The organism is Streptomyces sp. NPDC048671 (assembly GCF_055587045.1).
On sequence record NZ_JBVJHB010000001.1, the window covers coordinates 537896 to 555776 of the forward strand.

General features: G+C 69.6%; 17 protein-coding genes. 6 read left to right on the top strand and 11 right to left on the bottom strand.

Annotated elements, in window-relative coordinates; translation table 11 throughout:
- Positions 1 to 43: 43 nt before the first annotated feature.
- The 3 genes from ACZ6S6_RS02455 to ACZ6S6_RS02465 are packed head-to-tail and all read right to left on the bottom strand — an operon-like array spanning position 44 to position 3231.
- Entirely contained in the window at positions 44 to 919 is an 876-nt protein-coding gene (locus tag ACZ6S6_RS02455; protein ID WP_469703831.1) for a sugar ABC transporter permease, read from the bottom strand.
- Positions 913 to 1932 (bottom strand): carbohydrate ABC transporter permease, encoded by a 1020-nt coding sequence (locus ACZ6S6_RS02460; protein WP_469703299.1) that lies wholly within the window; start codon positions 1930 to 1932, stop codon positions 913 to 915. Before ACZ6S6_RS02460 ends, ACZ6S6_RS02455 begins: the two co-directional genes overlap by 7 nt.
- A gap of 21 nt (positions 1933 to 1953) precedes the next feature.
- Complete coding sequence (locus tag ACZ6S6_RS02465; RefSeq protein WP_362957226.1) at positions 1954 to 3231, bottom strand: extracellular solute-binding protein; 1278 nt, start codon at positions 3229 to 3231, stop codon at positions 1954 to 1956.
- A gap of 381 nt (positions 3232 to 3612) precedes the next feature.
- Here ACZ6S6_RS02465 and ACZ6S6_RS02470 point away from each other — a divergent pair, with 381 nt between their 5' ends.
- Both ACZ6S6_RS02470 and ACZ6S6_RS02475 read left to right on the top strand, forming a co-directional pair.
- Positions 3613 to 4683, top strand: coding sequence for a LacI family DNA-binding transcriptional regulator (locus tag ACZ6S6_RS02470; protein WP_469703302.1), 1071 nt, complete (start codon positions 3613 to 3615; stop codon positions 4681 to 4683).
- Positions 4684 to 4818: 135 nt separating this feature from the next.
- Positions 4819 to 5715 carry a phosphatase PAP2 family protein gene (locus ACZ6S6_RS02475; RefSeq protein WP_469703833.1) on the top strand — a complete coding sequence of 299 codons (897 nt, stop codon included), beginning with the start codon at positions 4819 to 4821 and terminating at the stop codon, positions 5713 to 5715.
- Between the two features lie 111 nt (positions 5716 to 5826).
- Here ACZ6S6_RS02475 and ACZ6S6_RS02480 read toward each other — a convergent pair whose 3' ends face one another.
- A complete protein-coding gene (locus ACZ6S6_RS02480) occupies positions 5827 to 8817 on the bottom strand; it encodes a bifunctional [glutamine synthetase] adenylyltransferase/[glutamine synthetase]-adenylyl-L-tyrosine phosphorylase (RefSeq protein ID WP_469703304.1) in 2991 nt (996 codons plus the stop codon).
- 160 nt (positions 8818 to 8977) lie between these two features.
- Here ACZ6S6_RS02480 and ACZ6S6_RS02485 point away from each other — a divergent pair, with 160 nt between their 5' ends.
- Positions 8978 to 9529: a pyridoxamine 5'-phosphate oxidase family protein gene (locus tag ACZ6S6_RS02485; protein ID WP_469703306.1), complete on the top strand. Its 552-nt coding sequence runs from the start codon at positions 8978 to 8980 to the stop codon at positions 9527 to 9529.
- Positions 9530 to 9575: 46 nt separating this feature from the next.
- On the opposite strand, the gene ACZ6S6_RS02490 is transcribed toward ACZ6S6_RS02485, so the two are convergent.
- From ACZ6S6_RS02490 to ACZ6S6_RS02500, 3 genes are all read right to left on the bottom strand, one after another.
- Positions 9576 to 10370: a putative protein N(5)-glutamine methyltransferase gene (locus ACZ6S6_RS02490; RefSeq protein ID WP_469703308.1), complete on the bottom strand. Its 795-nt coding sequence runs from the start codon at positions 10368 to 10370 to the stop codon at positions 9576 to 9578.
- A 260-nt stretch (positions 10371 to 10630) separates the two neighbouring features.
- A complete protein-coding gene (locus ACZ6S6_RS02495; RefSeq protein ID WP_362957217.1) occupies positions 10631 to 10858 on the bottom strand; it encodes a hypothetical protein in 228 nt (75 codons plus the stop codon).
- Positions 10859 to 10984: 126 nt separating this feature from the next.
- Positions 10985 to 12484 carry an MDR family MFS transporter gene (locus ACZ6S6_RS02500; RefSeq protein ID WP_469703836.1) on the bottom strand — a complete coding sequence of 500 codons (1500 nt, stop codon included), beginning with the start codon at positions 12482 to 12484 and terminating at the stop codon, positions 10985 to 10987.
- 157 nt (positions 12485 to 12641) lie between these two features.
- Here ACZ6S6_RS02500 and ACZ6S6_RS02505 point away from each other — a divergent pair, with 157 nt between their 5' ends.
- Both ACZ6S6_RS02505 and ACZ6S6_RS02510 read left to right on the top strand, forming a co-directional pair.
- Positions 12642 to 13232, top strand: coding sequence for an acyl-CoA-like ligand-binding transcription factor (locus ACZ6S6_RS02505; protein WP_362957214.1), 591 nt, complete (start codon positions 12642 to 12644; stop codon positions 13230 to 13232).
- A 97-nt stretch (positions 13233 to 13329) separates the two neighbouring features.
- The gene (locus ACZ6S6_RS02510; protein WP_469703310.1) at positions 13330 to 13836 is read left to right on the top strand and encodes a hypothetical protein; all 507 of its coding nucleotides are present in this window, start codon (positions 13330 to 13332) and stop codon (positions 13834 to 13836) included.
- Positions 13837 to 13871: 35 nt separating this feature from the next.
- Here the strand turns inward: ACZ6S6_RS02510 and ACZ6S6_RS02515 are convergent, their stop codons facing one another.
- Positions 13872 to 14237: a hypothetical protein gene (locus tag ACZ6S6_RS02515; protein WP_362957208.1), complete on the bottom strand. Its 366-nt coding sequence runs from the start codon at positions 14235 to 14237 to the stop codon at positions 13872 to 13874.
- A 14-nt stretch (positions 14238 to 14251) separates the two neighbouring features.
- Positions 14252 to 15505 (bottom strand): helix-turn-helix transcriptional regulator, encoded by a 1254-nt coding sequence (locus ACZ6S6_RS02520; protein ID WP_469703312.1) that lies wholly within the window; start codon positions 15503 to 15505, stop codon positions 14252 to 14254.
- A 409-nt stretch (positions 15506 to 15914) separates the two neighbouring features.
- Here ACZ6S6_RS02520 and ACZ6S6_RS02525 point away from each other — a divergent pair, with 409 nt between their 5' ends.
- Positions 15915 to 16238 carry a hypothetical protein gene (locus ACZ6S6_RS02525; protein WP_469703314.1) on the top strand — a complete coding sequence of 108 codons (324 nt, stop codon included), beginning with the start codon at positions 15915 to 15917 and terminating at the stop codon, positions 16236 to 16238.
- A gap of 53 nt (positions 16239 to 16291) precedes the next feature.
- Here the strand turns inward: ACZ6S6_RS02525 and ACZ6S6_RS02530 are convergent, their stop codons facing one another.
- Positions 16292 to 17500, bottom strand: coding sequence for an NADH:flavin oxidoreductase (locus ACZ6S6_RS02530; protein WP_469703316.1), 1209 nt, complete (start codon positions 17498 to 17500; stop codon positions 16292 to 16294).
- A gap of 106 nt (positions 17501 to 17606) precedes the next feature.
- Positions 17607 to 17831 (bottom strand): cold-shock protein, encoded by a 225-nt coding sequence (locus ACZ6S6_RS02535; protein WP_362957197.1) that lies wholly within the window; start codon positions 17829 to 17831, stop codon positions 17607 to 17609.
- Positions 17832 to 17881: the final 50 nt, after the last annotated feature.

Sequence of the window (17881 nt, forward strand, 5' to 3'; positions counted from 1 at the left end):
ACCGTGACTGGTGCGTGCGGGTCGTGCTGTTGCCGCGGGGACGTCAGCCCTTGACGGCTCCGGCGGACATGCCGGTGACGAGGTGTTTCTGCGCGAACAGGAAGACCAGGGCCGCGGGTATCGCGATCAGCACGGACGCGGCGGTCATCGGACCCCACTGGGCCCCGTACTGGTTGACGAACAGCTGGAGTCCGCCCGCGAGCGTGAGGTTGTCCTCGCCGACCATGAAGGCCGAGGCGTACGCCACTTCGCCCCATGCGGTGATGAAGGAGTAGAACGCGGTGACGGCGAGGCCGGGCTTGGCCAGCGGCAGGATGAGCCGCCAGAACGTGCCGAACGGGGTGAGTCCGTCGACCTGCCCCGACTCGTCGATCTCGCGCGGGATGGTGTCGAAGAAGCCCTTCATCATCCAGGCGCAGAACGGCACCGAGATGGTGAGGTAGGTGATGACCAGACCGGCGGGCTTATTGAGCAGCCCCATGCCCGCCATGATGTTGTAGATCGGCACGATGAGGACGGCGACCGGGAACATCTGGGTGATCAGCAGCGTCCACATCAGTCCGCGCTTGCCGGGGAAGCGGAAGCGGCTGACGGCGTAGCCGGTGGAGGCGGAGACGATGACGCCGAGGAGCGTGGTGAGCCCCGCGACGAGCAGCGAGTTGCCGAACCAGGTCAGGAACTTCGTGTTCTGGATCAGGTTCGTGTAGTTCTCGAACGTCGTGTCCTTGAAGAAGTCCGTGGTGGTCGCGTAGGCGACGGGCTTCAGCGAGGTGAGCAGTACCCACAGGACGGGGAAGACCGCGATCACGGACGCGACGATGAGCGTCAGGTGCAGGGCGGTGGAGGCCAGCGGTGAACGCTCGTCGCGCATCCTGGCCTTGGGCGCGGAGTGCCGCGCGGTGGGGATGGTGGTCACCAGTCGTCTCCCTGGGTGCGCAGGACTCGCCGGTACACGGCGGCGAAGATCAGCAGGAGTACGAGGATCAGTACGCCCCAGGTGGAGGACTGCGCGAAGTCGCGCGGGCTGATCTCGAAGGAGAACTTGTACGCCTGGGTGACCAGGATCTGGGTGGCGTCGCCGGGTCCGCCGCGGGTCAGCAGGAAGATCACCGGGAACATGTTGAAGGTCCAGATAGTGGAGAGCAGGATCACCGTCGTGGAGATGGGCCGCAGTCCGGGCAGCGTGATGTGGCGGAAGCGCTGCCAGGCGGTGGCGCCGTCCATCTCGGCGGCCTCGTAGTGCTCGCTGGGGATGGACTGGAGGCCGCCGAGGAGGGCGACCATCATGAACGGCACCCCTAGCCAGACGTTGACGGCGATGACCGAGAGCTTCGCCCAGGTGGGGTCGTTCAGCCACGGTATGCCGTCGATCCCGGCGCCGGAGAGCATCTTGTTGAGCAGCCCGCGGTCCTCGTTGTAGAGGAAGCGCCAGGCGAAGACGGAGACGAAGCCGGGGATGGCCCAGGGCAGGATGAGCGCCATCCGGTACGCGGAACGCCCGGCGATCCGGCGGTTCAGGATGTTGGCGAGCGCCATGCCGAGGCTGAAGGTGATGGCCACACAGGAGACCGTCCACACCAGGGTCCAGCCGAGCGTGCCGAGGAACTGGTCGCCAGTGAGGGCGTCGGCGTAGTTGTCCAGGCCCACGAACTTGTACGTGGCGGGCATGTGGTTGACACCGATGGACCGTTCGACGTTGCGCTCGTTGGCGTCCGTCATCGAGAGGTAGATGCCGCGGACCAGCGGGTACCCGATGATCACGCCGATCACGATGACGACCGGGGCCACCATCGTCCAGGCGTACCAGTGCGTCGACAGAGCACGCCGGAGCTTGCTCGGAGGTGGGGGGTTGCCAGTACCGCGGCTCCGGCCGCGGGCGACGACGTCGTCGCCCGCGGCCTTCGCCACCGACTGGCTGGTGTGGACAGCCATCAGCCGGCCTGCCTTCCTGGGTTACTTCCAGCCCTTGAGGAGCTTGCGGTAGGAATCGCCGGTCGTCTTGACGGCCTTCTCCGGCGTGGTCTGTCCGGTGAGGACCTTGGTGTACTCGGTGACGAGCGGCGCGAAGAGGCTGCCGGTCTCCGGGATCCAGGGGCGCTCGACGGCGCTCTCGACGACCGGCTTGAAGAAGCCGACGATCTCGTTGTCGACGACGCTCTCCTGCGCGTAGGCCGAGGTGCGGGTCGGCAGGAGGTTGAGCTCCTTGGTGACCTGGGCCTGGGTCTTGACGGAGGTCATGTAGTCGACGAAGGCGTAGGAGGCTTCGAGGTTCTTGGAACCGGCGTAGACGGCGAGGTTGTGACCGCCCTGCGGGGCGCCCTGCCCGGCGGAGCCGGCCGGTACCGGGGCGACACCCAGGTTCGTCTTGTCCTTGAACTCCTTGCCGGAGAACGTGTCGGCCATGGCCCACGGGCCGTTGATCATCATCGCGACCTTGCCGTCCTTGAAGGACGACTGCATGTTCTCCCAGCCGTCCGTCGCGTCGGTCTTGGCGGCGCCGGAGTCGACCAGGTCCTTGACGACCTTCATCGCCTTGACGCCGGCCGGGTTGTCGATGGTGATGGACTGGCTGGAGGCGTCGACCATGTCGCCGCCCTCGCCGTACAGGAAGGGCAGGAACCAGTACGCGTCGTCGCCGCGCAGGTAGAAGCCGGTCTTGCCGGTCTTTTCCTTGATCTTCTTCGAGACGGTCTTCAGCTCGTCGATTGTCTTCGGAACCTCGACGCCGGCCGCTTTGAACATCTTCTTGTTGTAGAAGATGCCCAGCGAGTCGATGACCTGCGGCACCGCGTACGTCTTGCCGTTGTACTTGGTGGACGCCGCGGCCTGCTTCAGGAAGTCGTCCTGCTTCACCAGGGCGGCGGTGCCGTCCAGCGCGGCGAGGTAGCCGAGGTCGGCGAACTCGGGCGTCCACGCGACCTCGGAGCGGATCACGTCGGGGGCGTCGGAGCCGGCCTGGGCGGCGTTCTTGAACTTGTTCTGCGCGTCGCCGAAGGGGACATTGACGTACTTGACGTCGACCTTCGGGTGCTCCTTCTCGAAGCCCTCGGCGATCTTCTTGAAGACCTTGTCCTCGCTGCCCGCGGTGGAGGTGTCCCACCACGTGACGGTGCCCGAGAGCTCGCCCGAGCTCTTGGAGGTGCCGTCGGAACTGCTGTCATCGCTGCCGCAGGCGGTCGCCGCGAGCGCCAGGGCCGCGACCAGGGCGGTGGCCGTTATGCCACGTCGCATCTGAACTCCTTCAACTGCCGTACCGCTCCGTCGCGGCGCCGGGTCGACGTGAACGTAACAAGGATGAAAGAAGGCCGAAAGAGTTTGCGGAAGATTTCTGCAAGCTCCGCCGATCGTTACATTCGCGTGTCCTCACGGTTGCCGTCAAGCCCCTTGACGTGGACCCCTGAACCCTGGCAGGGGCAGGCCACCGCCCGCGATTCAGCAGTGCGACGATCTGACCGCAGCCCGCAGACCGGCTCCGCAAGACCTTGCAAGATATTGCTTCGGCGCTCCGCAAATGGGTCCCCGGACGGCGCCACCGGCCGGCCCCGCGCCCGCCCGCGTCCGATTCCTGCGCATGGTGGGCAATCCGACCCACTCCCGGTACAGTCCAGTCCCATGACCGCACGGCTTGCCGATATCGCAACTCAGGCGGGGGTCAGCGAAGCGACGGTCAGCCGTGTACTGAACGGCAAGCCCGGGGTTGCCGCTGCCACCCGCGAATCCGTCCTCGCCGCGCTCGACGTCCTGGGCTACGAACGGCCCGTACGGTTGCGCAGGCGCAGCGCGGGTCTGGTCGGCCTGATCACGCCCGAGCTGGAGAACCCCATCTTCCCGGCGCTCGCCCAGGTCATCGGGCAGGCGCTGACCCGGCAGGGCTACACCCCGGTGCTGGCGACCCAGACGCCCGGCGGCTCCACCGAGGACGAGCTGACCGAAATGCTGGTCGACCGCGGCGTCTCGGGAATCATCTTCGTCTCCGGACTGCACGCCGACACCTCGGCCGATATGCAGCGCTACGAGCAACTGCGCGCCCAGGGAGTCCCCTTCGTACTGGTAAACGGTTTCTCGCCCAAGGTGCAGGCGCCGTTCATCTCACCGGACGACCGGGCCGCGATGCGGCTGGCGGTGACGCATCTGGTGTCGCTGGGCCACACCCGGATCGGACTGGCGGTCGGCCCCAAGCGGTTCGTCCCCGTGGTCCGCAAGATCGAGGGCTTCCACACCACGATGCGGGAGCAGTTGAACCTCACCCCGGACGAGGTGGAGGGGCTGATCCAGCACTCCCTGTACACGCTGGAGGGCGGCCAGGCGGCCGCTTCGGCGCTGATGGAGCGGGGCTGCACGGCGGTGGTGTGCGCGAGCGACATGATGGCGCTGGGTGCGATCCGGGCCGCCCGCAGGCTCTCCAAGGACGTGCCGCGCGATCTGTCGGTGGTCGGTTACGACGATTCCCCGCTCATAGCGTTCACCGATCCGCCCCTGACCACGATCCGGCAGCCGGTCACGGCGATGGGCCAGGCCGCGGTGCGCACGCTCCTGGAGGAGATCGGCGGCACTCCCGCCCCGCACAGCGAGTTCGTCTTCATGCCCGAGCTGGTCGTGCGCGGCTCCACCGCCGCGGGTCCGGGCCCCGGCGCGGCCTCCTCGGCCGCCCCGCCCGTCCAAGGATCCCACGCGCACCCGTAGTCCGCAGGACGTGCACCCCGCACCCGACCGGAGGATCATCAGGCGGAGGGGGCAAATCTGGCAGACTCTGTGCCTATGGGTGAATTGAGTGTGAGACCACAGGAAGGCCGCGCGGAGGCCACCCCGTCACCCATCGTGAACGAGGCGGCTCCCGAGGCGAACGCGAAGCAACCCGGCGACGTGAACCGGATGCGCAGACTGCGTGACCGCGGCCTGGCAGGGCTGCGTGCCCCGCGGTCCCCCAGACGGCCACGCCTCTGGTTCGAAATCCTGCTGATCGCGGTCAGTTACTGGCTGTACTCGCTGGTGCGCAACGCCGTCCCCGAGCAGAAGGCGGCGGCCCTGGCCAACGCCGACTGGATCTGGTCGGTCGAGCGGTTCCTGGGCATCGCCGTCGAGCAGTCGGTCAACCACGCGGTCAACTCGGTGACATGGCTGATCGTGGGGATGAACTACTACTACGCGACACTGCACTTCATCGTCACCATCAGCGTGCTCGTGTGGCTGTTCCGCCGCCATCCCGGCCGCTACGCGGCAGCCCGGCTGGCCCTGTTCGCGACCACGGCGGCCGCGCTGGCCGGCTACTACCTGTTCCCGTTGGCACCGCCCCGGCTGATGAACGGCAGCAAGTTCATCGACACGGTCATGGTCCACCAGACCTGGGGTTCGATGGCTTCGGGCAACTTCAAGAACATGTCGAACCAGTACGCGGCGATGCCGTCGATGCACATCGGCTGGTCGCTGTGGTGCGGTCTGACCGTCTTCGCCCTGGCCTCCGCGCCCTGGGCGAAGATCCTGGCCCTGCTCTACCCGGCGGTCACCCTGATCGTGATCGTGTCGACCGCGAACCACTTCTGGCTGGACGCGGTGGGCGGCATGGTCTGCCTGGCCTTCGGCTACGCGGTGTCGTACGCCTGGTACGGAGCGCTGCCGCACCACCTGCCGAGACAGATCCCCCCGAAAACGACCCGCCGCCCACGGCTGTCGGCGCTCTCGGTCCAGCGGGAGAGAACAGCGGCGGGCCGGAACTGACGTGCCGGGGCCGGGTGGGCGCGCCGGTTTTCGGGGCTCCGCCCCGGACCCCGCTCCTCAATCGCCGGAGCGGCTCGAAAACCGCCGGAGCGGCTCGGAATGCCCCCACCCTCACGCCCCGTAGAACCGCTCGTCCACCACCGCCCGCGCGCGCCGCGTGATCCGCCGGTAGTCGTCCAACATGTCCCCGACATGACCGGGCTCGTACCCCAGGTACCGCCCCACCGCCGTCAGCTCCCGCGGCCCGGACGGAAACGTGTCGCCCGGCCTCCCCCGCACCAGCATCACCGCGTTGCGGACCCGGGTGGCCAGCACCCACGCCTCGTCCAGCGTCTGCGCGTCCTCGCCGGAGATCAGCTCCGCCGCGCAGGCGGCGGCCAGCGCCTCACGGGTCCTGGTGGTCCGCAGCCCCGGCTCCGACCAGCCGTGCTGCATCTGCATCAGCTGCACCGTCCACTCCACGTCGCTCAGCCCGCCCCGGCCCAGCTTGGTGTGGAGCGTCGGGTCCGCGCCGCGCGGCAGCCGCTCGGACTCCATCCGGGCCTTCAGCCGCCGGATCTCACGGACCGCGTCCTCCCCCAGCCCCTCCACCGGGTACCGCAGCGGATCGATCAGCTCGATGAAGTCGCGGCCCAGATCCGCGTCGCCGGCCATCGGCTGGGCGCGCAGCAGCGCCTGGCTCTCCCAGGCCAGCGACCAGCGCCGGTAGTACGCCTCGTACGACTTCAGTGTGCGGACCAGCGGCCCGCTCTTGCCCTCGGGGCGCAGATCGGCGTCGATGAGCAGCGGCGGGTCCGCGGTGGGCAGCTGGAGCAGCCGGCGCATCTCGGCCACCACCCGGTTCGCGGCCCGGCTCGCCTCCTGCTCGTCGACGCCCTCGCGCGGCGCGTGGACGAACAGGACGTCCGCGTCGGAGCCGTAGCCGAGCTCGTGCCCGCCGAACCGGCCCATGCCGATCACGGCGAACCGGGTGGGGAGGGTGTCGCCCCACTCCGCGCGCACGGCGGCCCGCAGCGCGCCGGCGATCGTGGCGGCGTTCAGATCGGTGACCGCGCTGACGACCCGGTCGACGAGCGCGCCCGGGTCCGGTTCGGCGGGGTTCTCCTCCGTACCGTAGGAGCCGATGAGGTCCGCGGACGTCGTCCGGAACAGTTCGCGCCGCCGCACCCCGCGCACCACGGCCACCGCCGATTCGGCGTCCTCGGCCCGCCCCACCGCGGCCAGCACCTCCTGTTCCAGGGCCATGCGGCCGCGCGGCTTCAGCCCCTGCGGGTCGCCGAGGATCGCCACCGCCTCGGGGGCGCGCAGCAGCAGGTCGGGGGCGAGCCGGCCGGCCGACAGCACCCGGGCCAGGTTCTCCGCCGCCGCGCCCTCGTCGCGCAGGAGCCGCAGGTACCACGGGGTCTTGCCGAGTGCGTCGGACACCTTGCGGAATCCGAGCAGTCCGGCGTCCGGGTCGGCGGAGTCCGCGAACCAGCCGAGCAGCACCGGCAGCAGCGTGCGCTGGATGGCGGCCTTGCGCGAGACGCCGGACGACAGGGCCTCCAGATGCCGCAGGGCCGCCGCCGGGTCCTCGTAGCCGAGGGCTTCGAGCCGGAGCGCGGCGGCCTTCGTGCTGAGCCGGGACTCGGCGGGGGCAAGCTGGGCGACGGCGTCGAGCAGCGGCCGGTAGAACAGCTTCTCGTGCAGCCGGCGCACCACGGAGGCGTGCCGCTTCCACGCCTGGTTGAGCTCGGCGATGGGGTCGGTCCGCATGCCGAGGGAGCGGCCGAGCCGCCGCAGGTCCGGCTCGTCCTCCGGGACCAGATGGGTGCGGCGCAGCCGGTAGAGCTGGATGCGGTGCTCCATGGCGCGCAGGAAGCGGTAGGCGTCGTCCAGCTGCGCGGCGTCCACCCGGCCCACGTAGCCGCCGCGGGCGAGGGCGCCCAGGGCGTCCAGGGTCGAGCCGCTGCGCAGGGTGGCGTCGTTGCGGCCGTGCACCAGCTGGAGGAGCTGTACGGCGAACTCGACGTCCCGCAGTCCGCCGGGGCCGAGCTTGATCTCGCGGGCGACCCGGTCGACGGGGATCGTGTCGATGACCCGGCGGCGCATCTTCTGCACGTCGGGGACGAAGTTCTCGCGGTCGGCGGCCTGCCAGACGAGCGGCGCGACGGCATCCACGTACTCGGCGCCCAGCGAGGGGTCACCGGCCACCGGGCGGGCCTTGAGGAGCGCCTGGAACTCCCAGGTCTTGGCCCAGCGCTGGTAGTAGGCGAGGTGCGAGGACAGGGTGCGCACCAGGGGCCCGTTGCGGCCCTCCGGGCGGAGGTTGGCGTCGACGGGCCAGATGGTGCCCTCGCCGGTCGTGTCGGAGCAGATCCGCATCAGGTGTGCGGCCAGCCGGGTGGCGGCCGGGACGGCCGCGCTCTCGTCGGCGCCGTCGGCGGGTTCCGCCACGAAGATGACGTCGACGTCGGAGACGTAGTTCAGTTCGTGGCCGCCGCACTTGCCCATCGCGATGACGGCGAGGCGGCACTGCGCGGCGTCCTCGGGCGCGGCCGTACGGGCGATGGCGAGCGCGGCCCGCAGGGTCGCGGTGGCCAGGTCGGCCAGTTCGGCGGCGGTCTCGGCGACATCCGTCGTGCCGCACACGTCCCGGGCCGCTATCGACAGCAGGCACCGGCGGTAGGCGACGCGCAGCGCGTCCGGATCGACGGCCCCGGCCAGCTCGTGCTCGAACTCGGCCACCCCGGGGTGCAGATCGGTGGCCTCGTACGTGACGAGGGCCTGCCAGTCGCGCGGGTGGCGGGCCAGGTGGTCGCCGAGCGCCTCGGACGCCCCGAGCACCCCGAGCAGCCGGTCCCGCAGCGGCTTGGCGGTGACGAGCGTGTCCAGCAGCATCTGCCGCTCGTCCGCCTCCTCCGCCTCCACGAGCCGTACGACGCCGCGCAGCGCGAGATCGGGGTCGGCGGTGGCCCCGAGCGCTTCGAGCAGTACGGGGTCGGAGCGCACCGATGACAGCTCCGGCAGGTCGAGCAGCCGCTCGGCAGCGGACGGGTCGGTGAATCCGTGCCGCAGCAATCGGGTGAACGTACTGCTCCTGCGCCCCGGCAACGTCGTCATTCCGTGCTCTCCTGCTCGCCGCCCGATCACGTTCCAGCTGTACGAGCGTAGTCCCGCACCGATGAGTACGGAGCGGCCGCACAGTCCGCACTTCACCGGCACGATCTCTTTCAGCACCCGACGCAGCACCAGACGCAGCACCCGACCGGGAGGCCCGACCATGTCCGCAGCAGAACCCCACCCCGAACGGAGCACCGGCCCGAGCGCCGAGCCGCGCACCGAACTGGACCCTCGCTTCAGCAGCCCCGGCGCGGAGCCCGCCCGCTGGGCCGACGCGCGGAAACTGCTGGCCGGCGCCGAGCTGTACTGGCTGACGACGGTCCGCCCGGACGGCCGCCCGCACGTCACCCCGCTGATCGGGGTCTGGTGGCGGGGCGCGCTGCACTTCTGCACCAGCGCCGAGGAGCGCAAGGCCCGCAATCTCGCGGCGAACCCCGAAGTGGTCCTCACCACCGGCACCAGCACCTGGGCGGAGGGCTTCGACATGGTGGTGGAGGGCCGGGCGGACCGGGTGACGGACGAGGGCCTGCTGAGCGGTCTCGCCGGGGCCTGGGAGGCGAAGTACGGGGCGGTCTGGCACTTCGATGTCGCCGACGGCGTGTTCGTGGGCGCCCAGGGCAACCGGGCCGAGGTCTTCGCCGTGTCCCCGCGTACGGTTTTCGGCTTCGGCAAGGGCGACCCGTTCACCCAGACCCGCTGGGCCTTCGCCTGAGGGGCTGCCGGGACCGGCCGGCCCTGCTCGCGCCCCCGCCTCCGCCTCAGGGGGCGGCTGGCATGGTCCCGATCACGACGGTGGCGTACAGCTCGTCGGAGGAGACCACACGCGGGATCAGCCCGCTGCCGCCCACGGCCTCCTCGGCACGGGCCGCCTGCCGTTCGCTCGTCTCGACCAGCAGGCTGCCGCCCGGTGCCAGCCACTGCGGCGCCTCGGCGGCCACCCGCCGCATCACGTCGAGACCGTCGCCGCCTCCGTCGAGCGCCACCAGCGGCTCGTGCACGCGCGCCTCCGCGGGGAGCAGCGCGACATCCCCGGTCGGTACGTACGGCACGTTGGCGAGCAGCACGTCCACGCGCCCGCGCAGCGAGTCGGGCAGCGGTGCGAAGAGGTCGCCCTCGTAGACCCGGCCCAGCTCGCCGATATTGCGCCGGGCGCAGCGCACCGCGGCGGCTTCGACGTCGGAGGCGTGGAGTTCGACCCCGTCCAGGGCCGCGGCGAGCGCGGCGCCGAGCGCGCCCGTCCCGCAGCAGAGGTCGACCACGACGGCCGGTCCCCGGGCCAGTTCCACGGCTTGCCGGATCAGGAACTCGGTGCGGCGGCGGGGGACGAAGACCCCGGGGTCCACGGCGATCCGCAGTCCGCTGAACTCGGCCCAGCCCAGGACGTGTTCCAGGGGGAGACCGGCGACGCGGCGTTCCACCATGGCGGTGAGCGCGGCGGTGTCGGTGGCGGTGGAGGCGATCAGGTCCGCCTCGTCCTCGGCGAATACGCAGCCTGCGGTGCGGAGTGTGGTGACGAGGGTGGAGAGGGCAAGCGGTGACAGCGGGACCGGCATGAAGCGGAGCCTTTCGGAAAAACGCCGATGGGTGCTCCGCGGTCGGTTATGTCCGGTCGGCCACGCGTTGACGAAGGGTGAGCACCCAGCCTGATACAGCGGTAATGGGTCCCACCTCCTCAGTACGTCCCCGTGCGGGGGAATCCTCGTTGCGTCCCCGTGCGGGGACACATTCTTGGTCACATTCTCAGGTCACGTCCCCGTGCGGGGAAGCGTCACCCTACCCCAGCGGGGCTCGGTCCGTTCCGGCCCGCCGGGCGTCAGCGCTTCTTGGGCCGCCAGTCGTTGCCGCCGTCGAGGAAGCGGTTGTGGACGGCGACCGATGTGTTGGCGGCCCGGATGTGCCGCGCCTCCGCGCTGTGGTGCCGCTCGATCTGCTGGCCGTCGAAGTTGTCCGTGGGACGTCGCCGTTCCTTCAGTACCAGCTTCACGATCAGGAAGACGACCACACTCAACAGCATGCCGAACAGCACGGCGATCTCAACCATGGCTCCCCCGTCCACTATGGCCTGTGGTGCCATTGTCAGTGATCAGACAGGTGTAGTCCACCGGAATCACGGGCTCCGGGGGCGGACACCGCCCCCGGAGCCCGCCCCCGCCCGCGCTCGCGCCGGCTACAGATCCACGCTGTCGCGCAGCTTGGTCGGGGTGAGGAACAGGGCGGCGATTACGCCGACGACCGAGATGGCCGCCGAGATCAGGAAGATGTGCCCCGTCGCGTCGCCGTACGCGGCCCGCACGATCTCGCGGATCTCCGGCGGCATGGCCGCCACGTTCAGCGTGGAGCCGCCGGAGGAGGAGGCCGCCGGGTCGACGCCGATCTTCGTCAGGCCGGACGCGATCCTCGTGGCGACCTGGTTGGCGAGGACAGCGCCGAGGACCGAGACACCGATGGTGCCGCCGAGCGAGCGGAAGAAGGTGATCGCGCCGCTGGCCGCGCCGAGTTCACTGAGCGGGACGGTGTTCTGGAGGACGAGAACGAGGTTCTGCATCGACATGCCGACACCGACGCCGACCGCGAGCATGCCGATCGAAACGAGGACGAGCGGTGTCTCGTGGTCGATGGTGGACAGCCCCAGGAAGCCGAGGGTGAGGACGACGACGCCGGCGATGATGAACGGCTTCACCTTGCCCGTCTTCGACACCATCCGGCCGGCCACGGTCGAGGAGACCAGCACGCCGAACATCAGCGGAATGGTGAGCAGTCCGGCCTCGGTCGGCGAGTAGCCGCGTCCGATCTGGAAGTACTGACCGAGGAAGACCGCGCCGCCGAACATCGCCATACCGACCGCGAGGCTCGCGATGATGGCGAGGGCGGGGTCCCGGCGGCGTACGACGTGGAGCGGCACGACGGGCTCCTTGACCCGCGCTTCCACGGCCACGGCACCGCCGAGGATCACCACGCTCGCACCGACCATGGCGGCCGTCTGCCAGGACAGCCAGTCGAAGTCGTTGCCGACGAAGGTGACCCAGAGGAGCAGCACGCTGACGCCGACGGCGATGAGCGAGGCGCCCAGGTAGTCGACCTTGGTGTCGGGGCGCCGGATCTCGGCGAGGTGCAGGGTGCGGGTGAGCATCACGAAGGCGAGCAGCGTGAACGGTACGGCGATGAAGAAGCACCAACGCCAGCCGAGCCACGAGGTGTCGGTGATGAAACCGCCCAGCAGCGGGCCGCCGACTGTGGCGACGGCCATGACGCCGCCGAGGTAACCGTTGTAGCGGCCGCGCTCCTTGGGGCTGATCATCGCCGCGATGATGACCTGCACGAGCACCTGGAGCGCGCCCATACCGAGGCCCTGGAGGGCGCGGAAGGCGATCAACTGCTCGGTGGACTGGGCGAATCCGCAGCCGATCGAGGCGACGACGAAGATGCCGATGGATATCTGGAGCAGCAGCTTCTTGCTGAAGAGGTCGGCGAGCTTGCCCCAGATCGGGGTGGAGGCCGTGGAGGCCAGCAGCATCGCGGTGACGACCCAGGTGTACTGCGACTGCGTCCCGTTGAGGGAGCCGATGATCTGCGGGAGCGCGACGGAGACCACCGTGCTGCTGGTCATCGCCACGAACAGCACGATGAGCAGACCGCTCAGCGCGCGCAGGATGTGGCGGTGGTCCATGGGCGCGACGTCGGTCGGCGCGGCCGTTTGAGCGCTCACGCTCAGCCTCCAGGAGGTATGTGAACAGGGCAAGGGAGAAGACAGAAGCTCACCGTACATGCCCGCTGGGCAATTTTGCCCACTGCGCAATAATAACCGGCGGGTAGATAATGCCCCCATGGAGCGCTCTGTGGGACTGCGGGAACGCAAGAAGGAAGCCACCCGGCAGGCAGTGCACGAAGCGGCACTGCGGCTGACCGTCGAGCACGGCTTCGACCAGGTCACGGTGGAGGCCGTCGCGGACGCGGCCGGGATCTCCCGCAGAACGTTCTCCAACTACTTCACCGGCAAGGAGGACGCCCTCCTGTACGGCGAGGAGCAGCAGATAGGAGACCTCGTCCGCGCGGTACGTGAACGCCCCGCCGAGGAGAGCGCCTGGACCGCGCTGCGGGCAGCGGTGACGCAGTTCGCCGAACGGCTGGCACCCCCGGAACGCGAATGGGCCGTCCGCACCCGCCTGGCCATGCGCCACCCCTCCCTGCTCGCCCGCCAGCTCGCCAACCACGCGGCCCTGGAACGCGACCTGGCCGAAGCGGTGGCCGCCCGCCGGGGCCACTCGACGTGCCCCGTCCGCCCTCTGGTCCTCGCGGCGGCGTTCCTCTCGTCGATCCGGATCGCGATGCGGATGTGGATCGAGGAGGACCTGGCACGTGAGCCGGCCGAGGTGATCGACGAGATCCTCGACGAGATGGGGCGGAGCTTCGGCTGAGCCCTTGGCGCCGGGGCGCGGGAGAGGAACCCCCGGGGGAAGCACGGGCCCGTAGGCCTCCCTGTACCGTCTCCGCAGACGATCAGGGGGGCGGACGGTGCCGGGTGATCTCCGGTTCAGCTGGGAACTGAGCGGCTCCGGTTGGGCAACGTGCCGCGTCGCTGACAGCTCATGGTCGCTCAAGCGCACCGTCAGCTACTGCACGGACGCTCTCGCCGACCTGCTGCGCAGCGTGGCGGGGCTCTACGGCCCCACCCACATCCAGCGGGCCTCGTTCGACCTCGAACCCTCCGAGATGAGGTGGGTCATACGAGGCCGGGGCGCGGAGGTACGCATCACGATCTACGAGTTCCCCGATGTGACCACGAGTTACGACAGGCCCGAATCGGAGGGCAGACTCGCATGGACGTCGACCCAGCCCCGCGCCCTGTTGAGTCATGCCGTCGTGGAGGCGGCGCAGGAGGTACTGCGGATTCACGGTGAGGACGGGTACCGGGCGAAGTGGGTACAGCACCCATTCCCCGTCGCCGCCCTGCGGGACCTCCGCCGTCTGCACATGAGGGACGACTCCTGCGGCCTCCCGCACCGGGCGTCGACCCCGTAGCCGGCTTGCCGGCCCGGGTCAGCGGGGCATGGCAGTCAGGTCAGCGCCTTCTCGACGGCCTCGAAGATATCGGCGTCGGTCTCCTGCTGCCAGGACGGCAGGCCTGGCCAGTCGGCCACATACCCGGGCTTCGGTTCCTCGAAGTGCTTGAACATCTGGGCCGTCCAGCAGGTCGCGACGAAACGGCTCTTCTGCTCACGGGAGAGCCGCGAAGCGTGACCGCCGCTGAGCTCGATGAACTGCCGCACCTGTTCGTAGACCGCTCCCGCGGCCTCACGCTCCCACTGAGGAGTGTCGTCCCACGGAGTGACGTACCCAGCCTTGGGCTCCCCGGGAAAGTGCTGGTGCACTCCCGCGATCCACGTCTCCCGGAACAGTCGTGCACCTTCGATCTGCGACATGCCTACCCCTCTCGTCACGGCGTGCCCAACGTGGCGATCTCCGCCCCCAGCTCGGCCACTCGTTGGTCACGGCTCAAGGGGCCGAACTCGTCGCACAGGGCACGAAGTCTACGGGCGACGTAGCCGGATCCCGAGGCTCGGGCCAGACCGATGGCCTCGTTCCCGTACGCGACAACCTGTTCGACATCCCGCCGCTTCGCGCCGATGACTGCCAGATCGGTCAGCACAGCTCCGCGCCGCCGGTACGACTGCCCGGATGCCAGGGCTGTCTGCTTGAGCGCTCTCCGCAACGCATCCTCCGCCAAGTCGAGGCGGCCCAGCTGTAGGTAGCGGGACCCGCGCTCCTCGATCAGACGCGTACCGTCGAAGCGGAGCCAGCCACCGTTGACGCTGTCGGCAGCGAGATCGTGGACCGACTCTGCCTGGCCCATGGCGCGTTCGCATCCATCCAGGTCACCGAGACCCGCGTATGCCTCCGCCTGGACCGAGGCAACCCAATGCCGGGTCGAGAGGCTGCTGTCGCCCCGGCCGGCCAGTCGCGCGGCTGCACCGAGCATCTGCGCCGCTTGCCGATAGCGCTGCTCGGACATGTCCACGTAGGCATGTCGGACGAGGGCGCAAGCCCACAGGTCATACGTCTCGGCATCCTTGCTGACCGATGCCGCCAGCGAGTACGAAGCCACGGCATCGGAATACCGGCTGCCGTCGAACGCCACCTCGCCGGCCAGCTGAAACAGGTCAGCCGCCGCGCTCAGAAGAGGGCCGCGGCTTCCTCGGTTGCCCGCCAGGGCCTGGTTCAGCGTTGTCAGCTGATCCCGGACTACGGGGTAGACGGAACCTTTGGAGCGGGCCAGCTGGTAAACCTGCCAGAGATGGCTGTTCATACGTGCGAAGTCGGCAGGGGCTCCTCCGTGCACGCCCTCCACGAGGGCCTCGGCCTCCTCGACCGGCAGAACGGTCAGCGCGCCACTGATGGTCAGAATGCGGAGGAATTCGCGGCGGATCATTTCGTCGGGGTCTCCCGCGTTCGAGGGCTCGCTGGACTGGTGCCCGCCGCTCTCCCGGTCTGCGGTTCGCGCTGGTGCCAGGAGAGCGTCCAACTCTTCGAGACTGACTTCGAGAGCGATGGCCAAACCTCGCCGCTGAGGCGGCTGCGGATCAATTCTGCCGCTTTCCCAGCGCCCGACCGTTGTGCGGTCAACACCGAGCAACTGGGCCAATTTCTCCTGACTGTAGCCCAGGGCCCTGCGTCGTTTCGCCAGCCTCATGACGCCCTCCTCCCTCGACTCCGGCCCCTTCCGCGCCCCATGCCCGGATCTGCGTCAAGAGTGCCTCATCAATGCCGTGGAGACCTTCGACTCCACCCGCTTACCTGGTTGTTGACCCGGAAGAGCACCGAAACGCACGCAGGAGCGAGACCATGAACACGCGAGCCAGAGCTGAGACACGCCGGCGGGACCACGCAACACTGACGCACGGCCTCGGCGAGGAACAGCGTGTGATCATGACGCTCAGGGTCTCGCGTGACTCCGGCCGGACGTGGGGGCCCCGGACAGAGGTGTCGTTGGCCAAGGGCCCGGTGGTACCCATCAGCCCTTTCAGGTTCCCGCCGTGTGCGTGCCCGCTTTGCGCGAGGCAGCAGCGGGACTCGACACGCCCCCTCCGCATGGTGCCGTGATGCAGTGCGCACACTGGCGTCGGCTGCCCCTGAACCTGGCCCAGGACGCCCGGGAACGGGCTCCCTCGGGATGTATCGACCGCGCTGTTCAGTGCCAGCTGTCCACGCACGACGACGACAGGCACTACGGCTTCCTCGACGACCTGGCGTACGGCACCGCGTTGTGGCTCCGGTGGCACGGGACCGATGTGGGCCTGGCCGCGCTGTCGGACTGCTCGACGGCCGACCTGCGGCCCGGCGGGGAAGGCTGCTGCCTGTTCGCCGGCCATAGCGAACAGCACACCTGGGAAGAGGCCCACCCTTCGGAGGAGACAAACGTCTGAAGCGGACGGGCACAGCGTTGAGGTCCCGGCCATTCAGTCCCCGTACAACGCCCTTACCGTCCATCGATCAGCGGGCAGTGGGTCCCCGTGTAGATCGTGGGCATGCAGCGGTTGCAGTGGATGCACTCCGAGCGGGTCGCGGTGTCGCGCCCGATGCGGTGCAGCAGGTCCGGTTCGCGGAGCAGGGCGCGGGCCATGGCGACGAAGTCGAAGCCCTCCGCCATGGCGCGGTCCATGCCCTGGCGGTCGGTGATGCCGCCCAGGAGGATCAGCGGCAGCCGCAGCGCGGCGCGGAACTGCCGGGCGGCGTCCAGCAGGTACAGCGGCTGGTACGGGTACGTGCGGAAGAAGGCGCGGCCCAGCGCGCGGATCGCCAGGCGCTGCGGCAGCGGGAAGTTGGCCGCGAACTCGGTGATGGGGGCGTCACCCCGGAAGAGGTACATCGGGTTCAACAGGGAGCTGCCCGCCGTCAGTTCGAGGGCGTCCACCGAGCCGTCGTCCTCCAGCCAGCGTGCGACCTGGAGGCTGTCGTCCAGGGTGAGCCCGCCCGGCGCGCCGTCCTTCATGTTCAGCTTGGCGGTGATGGCGAGGCGGTCGCCCAGCGCGTCGCGTACCGCCCGGGTGATGCCCAGCGCCACGGCGGCGCGGGCGCGCAGGGAGCCGCCGAAGGCGTCGGTGCGACGGTTCAGGCGGGGGCTGAGGAAGGCGCTGGCCAGGTAGTTGTGGCCGAGGTGGATCTCCACGGCGTCGAAGCCGGCCTCGGCCGCCAGTAACGCCGCCTCGGCGTGGGCCTCGATGACGCGGGCGATGTCATCGGCGGTGGCCGCCTTGTTGCGGCGCATGCTGAGCGGGTTGAAGCCGGCCATCGGCGCGAGGGCGGGCAGCCCGTTGGAGCGGCCGTCCGCCACCGGTCCGGCGTGGCCCAGCTGGGCGCAGACCGCGGCCCCGGTGCCGTGTACCGCCTCCGTCAGCCTGCGCAGTCCGGGTAGGGCCTCGGGTCGCATCCACAGCTGGCGGCGCTCGGTGCGGCCCTCCGGGGACACCGCGCAGTAGGCGACGGTCGTCATGGCGACGCCGCCGGCCGCGGGGCGCAGGTGGTAGTCGATGAGCTCCTGGGTGACCAGCGCCTCGGGGGTGGCGCCCTCGAAGGTCGCGGCCTTGATCACCCGGTTACGCAGCCTCAGCGGCCCCAGCCGGGCGGGTGCCAGCACATCCGGTGCGCTGGCCGACGCGTCCTTCGCCGCTCCCGATTCGTCAGGCATGGCGCGCAGCATCGCAGAGAACTGACGAATAGTCAGTAGTGGTGCGGCCGTGGATCGCGTCCGTGCCCGCGGGTGGTCACCGATGACTCCGGGACGACCGTGGACGTCAGGCGGATCGCGGCACGATGCTCAGCGCGCGGTAGTCGTACCCGTCCTGTTTGAAGCCGGGCGCTTCCCAGCTGAGGTCCACCCGTTGTCCGGGCGTCAGGGTGCGGAAACCGGGCTTCTGTATGTCGGAGTAGTGGCCGAAGCAGCCGCCGGGGGTCTCGGGGGAATCGAGCACGCCCCACCCTTCCTCGTCGCGCCACTCCCGAACCGTCGCAGTCACCATGGGCCGGATCATATGGGCGCCGCCCGCGCGGGCCCGCGCGGGGAACCCCA

Excerpts from the sequence above, each read along its gene's own strand:
- ACZ6S6_RS02485 (WP_469703306.1), top strand. The coding sequence starts at position 8,978 with ATGTCCGCAGCAGAACCCCACCCCGAACGGAGCACCGGCCCGAGCGCC.
- ACZ6S6_RS02490 (WP_469703308.1), bottom strand. The coding sequence starts at position 10,370 with ATGCCGGTCCCGCTGTCACCGCTTGCCCTCTCCACCCTCGTCACCACA.
- ACZ6S6_RS02535 (WP_362957197.1), bottom strand. The coding sequence starts at position 17,831 with ATGGTGACTGCGACGGTTCGGGAGTGGCGCGACGAGGAAGGGTGGGGC.
- ACZ6S6_RS02520 (WP_469703312.1), bottom strand. The coding sequence starts at position 15,505 with ATGAGGCTGGCGAAACGACGCAGGGCCCTGGGCTACAGTCAGGAGAAA.
- ACZ6S6_RS02525 (WP_469703314.1), top strand. The coding sequence starts at position 15,915 with ATGCAGTGCGCACACTGGCGTCGGCTGCCCCTGAACCTGGCCCAGGAC.
- ACZ6S6_RS02460 (WP_469703299.1), bottom strand. The coding sequence starts at position 1,932 with ATGGCTGTCCACACCAGCCAGTCGGTGGCGAAGGCCGCGGGCGACGAC.
- ACZ6S6_RS02480 (WP_469703304.1), bottom strand. The coding sequence starts at position 8,817 with ATGACGACGTTGCCGGGGCGCAGGAGCAGTACGTTCACCCGATTGCTG.
- ACZ6S6_RS02470 (WP_469703302.1), top strand. The coding sequence starts at position 3,613 with ATGACCGCACGGCTTGCCGATATCGCAACTCAGGCGGGGGTCAGCGAA.
- ACZ6S6_RS02500 (WP_469703836.1), bottom strand. The coding sequence starts at position 12,484 with ATGGACCACCGCCACATCCTGCGCGCGCTGAGCGGTCTGCTCATCGTG.
- ACZ6S6_RS02530 (WP_469703316.1), bottom strand. The coding sequence starts at position 17,500 with ATGCCTGACGAATCGGGAGCGGCGAAGGACGCGTCGGCCAGCGCACCG.
- ACZ6S6_RS02465 (WP_362957226.1), bottom strand. The coding sequence starts at position 3,231 with ATGCGACGTGGCATAACGGCCACCGCCCTGGTCGCGGCCCTGGCGCTC.
- ACZ6S6_RS02495 (WP_362957217.1), bottom strand. The coding sequence starts at position 10,858 with ATGGTTGAGATCGCCGTGCTGTTCGGCATGCTGTTGAGTGTGGTCGTC.
- ACZ6S6_RS02505 (WP_362957214.1), top strand. The coding sequence starts at position 12,642 with ATGGAGCGCTCTGTGGGACTGCGGGAACGCAAGAAGGAAGCCACCCGG.
- ACZ6S6_RS02515 (WP_362957208.1), bottom strand. The coding sequence starts at position 14,237 with ATGTCGCAGATCGAAGGTGCACGACTGTTCCGGGAGACGTGGATCGCG.